This window comes from Prevotella sp. SGI.167, assembly GCF_050313615.1.
GTDB lineage: Bacteria > Bacteroidota > Bacteroidia > Bacteroidales > Bacteroidaceae > Prevotella.
Genome location: NZ_JBNPLT010000028.1, coordinates 36,856 through 44,438 on the forward strand (window position 1 = coordinate 36,856; position 7,583 = coordinate 44,438).

Sequence of the window (7,583 nt, forward strand, 5' to 3'; positions counted from 1 at the left end):
CTGATGCTTATTTATGTTTTTTCTTGTATTCTTCTATTTCGCGAATTCATTGCTACTTATTGTTTGTTAATTTTTTAACCGCCGATTCTACTTTATCCCAAATCTCCTCTAAACGCTTCTTTATTGGACTATAGTCACTTATTGAAAAGTAATGAAAGCTAGCCATCAGGTTACCATCCATATCGGTATCGAAGTATAAGCAATTTCGCTCATCATCATATATGGTACCTTCAAGTAATAATTTCTCAAGTTCCTTACATTTCTTTTGACTTGGACATTGTACGAATATTCGAATTTCGTGGCAATTCTTGAACAAGCAATTCATAGAATAATCTTCCTTGTCTGATAGTGATGCAAACATAAACAAATCTTCACCTTTATAGTGTCCAGTTTCTTCGAAATCAGACAGATAGGTATGTTTAGTTTCATCTTCCCAATATTCCATGCTAAAATCATCTTTTAGTTTTTGGGCTATAATATCTCTTTCAGAATCGATTAAATATCTATCATACCATACACGTGGTATAGCTACAGCAATGTGTCCTTTAAACAAGCTTATGCAAACGGGTGCTTTTTGAGAAGTCATCCAGTCGTATAGTCTGATGTCTTGGCATAAGATGTTATGAGCAATGGCAAGTTGAAGATCCCAGTTCTCTAAACCATTCAGTGACACAATGTTGCTCTTGATGTACTCTTCTAAAAAGAATGTAATCTCCTCCTTGTTGTTGGCATTCTTAAATGCTGCTATAAGCATCTTTCTTATGATAGGCTCATTAATGAGGAATGTCTTTAAGAACTTTTTAGGTTCACTATCTTCTGTTACATAGCGGTTCTCTAGTTGACCATCCCATTCGTACAAATTGGAGTTGATAGCACGAAGTAGTACATGATTCTTTCGATAATATGGACTGATACCTTCCTTATCAAACATTTCTTGAATACACTCACAGTTCTTGCAGAATACTTCTATTGGCATTCCTTCTTCATAGAAGAAACAGGTAGTGCCTTTTATGAATGGATTGACTTCTACACTTTGAAACACAGTTAGCCAATCTGGATTCTCTGCAATTCTCTTGGCCTTTTCTATTTCTTCCTGGAATGGACGTGGCCAAGAGCCAATCTCCTTGGAAGCAGCTACTGCCTCAAAGAAACTGTTATTACATTTTGCCCTGGATTTGAGATCATAGAATGTACTTGCTTTGTGCTGATTCGAAGCAACAGCTTTTGTAAAATTAGATAAATTACGTAGCGTGTTGGTTGCTGGTATCAAACTGTCAATATTGGTATTCTCTATGATATTCCATACGATTCTCATCCATTTTTGGTAAATATCTGCTTCCCAATCCTCATAGCATAGTATAAATTCACAAATGGCTCCAAATACAACCAAGAGCGTTTGTGAAAACGTTGCTGTAGAATCCAGAAAGAAGTTTTCCTCTTTCTCTTTTCCCCAGGCCGGGGTGAGTGATTTGGCAATTTCTTCTTTATGCGAACAAAGTGTATCTAAGACTTTTTCTAAAGCCGTAAAATATTCTGGATGGTTGGTCAAGACTTTCTCATATTCATCAAATCCTAAATATACATTTTTATTTTTTTTGCTTTCTGAAAGTGTATAAAATGAGTAAATGGGAAGTTCTTTGCTTGTCATTTCGTTAGCTGCAACATCACTATCAATCATATATCGATAGGCAAAGAATCTACTGAAAAATCTCATATAGCTTTCATCAGAATTAGATTTGTTTTTATTCCAAAACAAGTCTATCCATTTGGCATCCAGTTTCAGAGAAATACTTTCTTCATGTGAGATTAATTCATTTTGAATGCCACCCTCTAAGTCAACCTTTTCTTCTGTCAATGCTTTACATTTTCTTAAAGCACCTGTAAATTCTGCTTTAAAATTATCAAAGACAGATAGAGGCAGACCACGAGCATTCATCTTCATATATAGTTCTTCTGAAAGATTGTACTGCATTAGGGGGAGTACATAGAATTGCAATCTCTCGGTCTTTTCCAAGAGATTATTATTTTCAGTCTTATTGTATTCCTCGTTCATAGCATCCAGCATGACAAGCATACCTGCAATGGTAGAATCTTTGTCAAAATTATGATAGTACCATCTTGCTCTACGTATGCAAACGCTTGGCTTTTCATCTTCTAAGCTGCATGAATATTGAGCTAAAGATTGGCAAAAAGCAGTAGCTGTAGCTCTAGTCTCATAGGTGAAACTTTTAAGTGCATGGACAATGCTTTCTGCTACTTCCGTATTTTGTCTTTTCTCTTTGTTAAGAAGAAACCAATGAAGAAGGAACAGAGTTGTAAAACGCTGCTGACCATCTAATAGCTCCAAGATATACTCTTTTTGATTTGTAATATCTTCAATATGCTTGATAGAACCATAGATAAAATGAAAGTCCATGATGGCATCATTTTCAGATGTCAAGTATTTAAAAATATCCTTCAAGAAGGAATTTCTTATCTTTGTTTCTGCTTCACCAAGTCTTCCTTGCGCATAGGGTCTCTGTATTCTTGGTATGATAACTTTCGAAATTACTATAGGATCCTCGTCTTTTGCGTATGAAATAGGTTTGCTGAAAATACTTCTGAATGTATATGTCTCACTCATTGTCTTTACTTTTTAATGTTTAGATAATCTTTGAGTTCATCGCAAATGTAGGCTTGATATTTATTCATGTCCTCTTCTCCCCATCGAGAGCGGTTTGTTCCGTTTTCGTCGAAGAGTTTCATGAAGACATAAGTAGTTGTAACTGGAATATAAATGCCAGCTTTCATTCTTTCAATGATTTTACGACGTTTCACCACAAATAAGCTATTACCATATGAACGGTTGGTTCCTGAGTCTAATAGAGTGAGGTTCCCAATATTATTCTTAACCTCCTCTGGTGCATCAGTCCACTCTTTTGCGATTTCTCGTATTTTCTCGATGGCCTTGTCAAGTTCTCCTTCTTCGTAAAGCTCATTTATGAAAGATCTTTCCTCTTCATTCATACTTAAGTCTTCAAGAGCTATACTAATCCATTCCTTTTTGCTTGATATTTCTTTCAATCCATTAGTTGTGAATGAATCTATATGTTCTATATCCCAACCTTGCTTAGTAAGAACATCAAATGGAAATTTATAGATAGAACTTAACTCGCTTTGGCTCTCAAGTCCTTCTGCTTGCTTATTTAAATGGTGGACATTTAAGAGCAAGAGCAAATTAAATATTCGGCTATCACCAAAGCTGAGGTCAATATGTCCCTGTTCCACTGTGATATTTTGTGTCTGATCACAAATTTTTTGTTTAAGCCAATTTTTAAATTCACCCCTGGACTCATTTTCATCCATGTGATTGAAATGATAATAACACTTCGGAAGCAAGTTGCCTTGGTACTGACTGAGCATACCTATAAGGTTATAGGTGATGACATCCTCATACCAATCTTCTATTGTATGGAAGATATTAAGTATTTCATCCCATTCCGTGGTTAATGCTTGAATCAATTCAACATTAGATTTTCCATCAAATTTGTCGTAGAAATAGTTGAACACAAAGTTATTCGTTGCGAGTTTTGTTTCACAGTCTCTTAACAGTGTATCAACTTTTCCATCAAGATTATCATCGTCTTGATTTAAGACAGAAAGAGTTTCCATCTTATATCTTAGATTAAAGATGAAGTCAATGCGGTTAGGCATATCAATTCCTTTGGCGTTTAAAAAACACCAGAAAGCATCATTTTGGAGCGTATTTTCAATATTTTCCCATTCTAAGGCACGCTGCATTTGAATATGCTCTTGCGATTCCAAGTTCTGTGTTCTGAGAAAGAGAGCTTTTATTAATTCAGCATCTGTTAGATAAATCTTACCTGTATTGATTTCTCTAAACTCTTTAATGGCATCTTTGTCATCTGCAAGTTCATACCATAATACTTGGACTGATCCATACATTGAATATTTATCTTTTTCCGCATTTAATAATGAACGGAATATGTTCAGAATATCGCTCACTTTTGTGCTTAAGTTGTATCTTTGGCACAAACTTTTTGCACCTGCAAGTTCATACTCATCAATGCTTCTTATCCATTTGTCAATAGTTTCATAGGCTTGACTCATGTGGAAAAAATCAATATTATCATTGCATTCATCATCGTTGTTTCCAATATTTGCTAAGAAAGCTGAAGACCCTTTTCTTGTGGCATAGGTAAGATGATAGAGTTCTATTTCATCCTCTTTTAAACTTTCAGCAGAAATATTGCACTTCGTAATTAAATACTTGTACAATATATAAAGAGTTGTAAGTCTTTGTTGACCATCTATGATCTCCCATGCTTCTGCATCTTTCTTAGCATCTTTTGGTAGGAATTTTCTCAGTACTTCTTTGTCTGTGATTTTTCTTGCTACTACCGGCTGCAGACAATAGTACTCACCTTCGTTGATACCTTGTATTCGCTTGTTAAAAGTGCTACTTGCATAACATAATAAGTCACTTAGTAGTTGAACCACCTGGATGCTGGTCCATCTATAGCCGCGCTGATATGAAGGGATATAAAAATAATACCCCTTCATAAGTTCTGTTACCGCTTTTCTGTCAATACTATTAACCATAGCTTTGCTATTTTATCTTTTTTAGAACATCCCTAAATTTGGCATAGTTGACCACTACACCATCATCTAAGTCAAAATTAATTTGTGCTTATCCACTTTACATGGTAAGGCTCTGCAAAGATAGTGAAATTTGTTTAGAATCAATACTGATTTACTCGTTTTTTCACTTTTTTTGGGGATTTATATTGTAATCTGTGCGAAAATTCTGCATAGAAGTTGTTTCATCTTGTTAATTATGTCAATATCGTATAATTTTAACTGGTATTTGCTTGGCTATGGCCATATCTATAAGTTGCTTTGTCCTTGTACTCATTCCATCCCAAAAAGCAATAAGCGCATTAGCTCTTTCTACCATTTTAATGTTTGAAATACCAGCAGCACTTCGGCCGAATCTATCCCATTCAGCAAAGTTAGATTCAACTAGGATTTTTAATTCTGCTGGATAGTCTTTTTATCAATTCTGTTGTACCAATGGAAGTTCCTGAGAGTAAGATGACATGATGCGTCTTAAGTTTGTTCTCAAGGTAGAGGCAGCATTTTTCTTTCATCAAATCACAATTGAAGAAACTGCTGCTTCCTGCAATAATAACTCTATATTTTTCCATACCATTTTTGTAAATATTCCCAGTAACAATTTGGAATGTGTATTCGGTTAGGGCGCCTTTGAAGAAAGCAATGTTTGCATAATAACTTCGGCATCTTTCTGCTTCGTCCTTAGCAGGATGAGCTGGTTTGTCATGTTTGCTGAGTCTGCATTTAGGGGTTGCAGTTCTCTGTTTGATATTATCATTTCTGACAGCGTTACCAGCATTGGAAATGAGGCATTTTTATTTTGCAATTCTTTGCATAGCCTTGTTCTTCCTGACACCGTGGTGGTAAACCAGGACGACGACATCCATGGCATCATCATCGAGAACGCCAAGTATGCCGACATCAAAAATCTGAAGCTTGCCAACGGTGAGCCTATCGCCACGCTGAAGAGTTATCTGGAGGCAGGCAAGAAGCTTGCTCCCATGCAGCTGATTCTGGAAATCAAGGCACATCAGACTCCTGAGCGTGAAGACAGATGCGTAAAGGCTTGCCTTGATTTAGTAAAGGCAACCGGCATGGAGAAGCAGGTGGATTACATCTCCTTCAGCATGCATGCCTGCGAGGAACTCGTGAAGCTGAACCCACATGCCCGGGTTTACAATCTGGGCAGCGACGTGGCTCCCAAAGTCATCAAGCAGAAAGGCTTTGCCGGCATCGACTACTATGGTGGTGCCCTCCTCAAAAATCCGAACTGGATTAAAGAGAGTCACGACCTGGGCATGAAGGTGAATGTATGGACCATCGACCAGATGAAGGAGATTCAGAAATGCGTAGATTCCGGCGTTGACTTCATAACCACCAACAAGCCAGAAGAAGCCAAGAAGATTGCCGAAGGCAAGCTCAGCTTCAAGTAAAGAATAAAAGGAAAAAATAGAATATGAATTGAGAATTCAGCAAATAGCCAAGATGCTTATTTGCTGAATTCTTTTGTTTTTGTATCTACCCTTTATTCTTCGACAACAGCATCCAATACGTTCCGCAAATTACCTATCAGATAAAACGGAAGATTGATCAACGTAAACTCCTTGCCATGAATGGTCTTGACCTTATCTATAGAATAAGGCTTTGACCAGATACGGATGGCTATGTTTACATCAGAACTATCCATAAATACCTGGAGAGAACGGAGATGGGCATTGGTTCCACTCTTTACCTCTATCGGATAAAGCTTGGAGTTATGAGTAAAAATGAAATCAACCTCTGCACCATTATTCGGCTTTGCCCAAAACGAGCGATGCTGTCCCACCCTATCTTCCAAAGCCAATAACTCCTGAGCCGTAATTTGTTCTGCAATATGCCCACGCCAACTGTCCACCATATCGGTAGAGCCAATGATTTCCTTTCTGATCCCCGCCTGATAGTTCACTAATCCCGTATCAAACCAGATGAGTTTTGGCATTCGTTTGGTCTCAGGAATAATCGGCAACTGGGTAGAAGATACAGGGTAAACTAGCTCCAGAAGCATAGCCTTCTCCAACAATCTAAATGCCTCGCCCACCTCTCTTGACTTATAGCCAGAATTGGCAAAGTTACCTAACGTAATGGTCTCACCCGAAAAAGCCCAACCATAGGAGAGGATGAATCTCACTACGTCTGTCAACTTATTACCTCTGACGTATTTTTCAGAATCATCCTTATAGGCTTGCACCAGAGTTTCATAAACATCTTCGATACCAATGACATCCTGGGTTTCAGCATACTGCTGCACAGCTTCAGGCATACCTCCCACAATGGTATATTGATTAAAAAGATGCATCAACTGTTCATGGAAGGCAACCGTATATTCTGCCTTCTGCGAGAGTACGGCAAGCAGATTATTCTTGCCGATAGCTCCCAGGAATTCCGAAAACGAACAAGGTCGCAAAGCCAGATATTGTACTCTTCCTACAGGGAAACTGACTTTAACATCCACCAGATTCTCCAACAGACTGCCAGCTGCAATAACATACAAATCAGGTCTCAGTTCATAGAAATACCTGAGAAGTGCTATGGTTTTAGGAGAATTCTGTATCTCGTCGATGAAAACAAGGGTAGTTCCTTCTTTCTTAACCTTACCGGCACTGGCATACAGCATATTCACCAGGTCGTCTAAAGGAATCTCCATCTCGAACAACTTGGCATTCTCATTTCTTTCCAGATTGAAATATAGATAATTATCAAACTGAGAGCCAAACTCATTGACCACAGTTGTCTTGCCAACCTGTCGAGCTCCTCTCAGGATAAGAGGCTTATGCTTTTTGTCTTGCATCCAAGCCTCCAGTTTACTGATGATATTTCGTCTAAACATACGCATTTGTTTCAAATCAGGGGCAAAGATACTACTTTTTTGTCGCAAATCAGCGGCAACAGCGTTAAAGTTTGTTGTAAATCAGGGACAACTAGGCATATCA

The 7,583-nt window shown here is 37.8% G+C and carries 4 protein-coding genes; 1 reads left to right on the forward strand and 3 read right to left on the reverse strand.

The genetic code is table 11. From position 1 onward, the window contains the following. Positions 1 to 52: 52 nt before the first annotated feature. Together ACQRBJ_RS12680 and ACQRBJ_RS12685 are read right to left on the reverse strand one after the other, a co-directional pair. On the reverse strand, positions 53 to 2,623 hold the full coding sequence (locus tag ACQRBJ_RS12680) for a GmrSD restriction endonuclease domain-containing protein (protein WP_445303815.1): 2,571 nt from the start codon (positions 2,621 to 2,623) through the stop codon (positions 53 to 55). A gap of 5 nt (positions 2,624 to 2,628) precedes the next feature. Continuing rightward, on the reverse strand, positions 2,629 to 4,602 hold the full coding sequence (locus ACQRBJ_RS12685) for a DUF262 domain-containing protein (protein ID WP_445303816.1): 1,974 nt from the start codon (positions 4,600 to 4,602) through the stop codon (positions 2,629 to 2,631). A gap of 737 nt (positions 4,603 to 5,339) precedes the next feature. On the opposite strand from ACQRBJ_RS12685, the gene ACQRBJ_RS12690 reads away from it, so the two are divergent. Continuing rightward, positions 5,340 to 6,047, forward strand: coding sequence for a glycerophosphodiester phosphodiesterase family protein (locus ACQRBJ_RS12690; RefSeq protein WP_445303818.1), 708 nt, complete (start codon positions 5,340 to 5,342; stop codon positions 6,045 to 6,047). Between the two features lie 92 nt (positions 6,048 to 6,139). Here ACQRBJ_RS12690 and ACQRBJ_RS12695 read toward each other — a convergent pair whose 3' ends face one another. After that, a complete protein-coding gene (locus ACQRBJ_RS12695; RefSeq protein WP_445303817.1) occupies positions 6,140 to 7,480 on the reverse strand; it encodes an ATP-binding protein in 1,341 nt (446 codons plus the stop codon). Between the last annotated feature and the right edge of the window lie 103 nt (positions 7,481 to 7,583).

Coding starts and splice junctions, on each gene's coding strand:
- ACQRBJ_RS12685 (WP_445303816.1), bottom strand. CDS start 4,602: ATGGTTAATAGTATTGACAGAAAAGCGGTAACAGAACTTATGAAGGGG.
- ACQRBJ_RS12680 (WP_445303815.1), bottom strand. CDS start 2,623: ATGAGTGAGACATATACATTCAGAAGTATTTTCAGCAAACCTATTTCA.
- ACQRBJ_RS12690 (WP_445303818.1), top strand. CDS start 5,340: ATGTTTGCTGAGTCTGCATTTAGGGGTTGCAGTTCTCTGTTTGATATT.
- ACQRBJ_RS12695 (WP_445303817.1), bottom strand. CDS start 7,480: ATGTTTAGACGAAATATCATCAGTAAACTGGAGGCTTGGATGCAAGAC.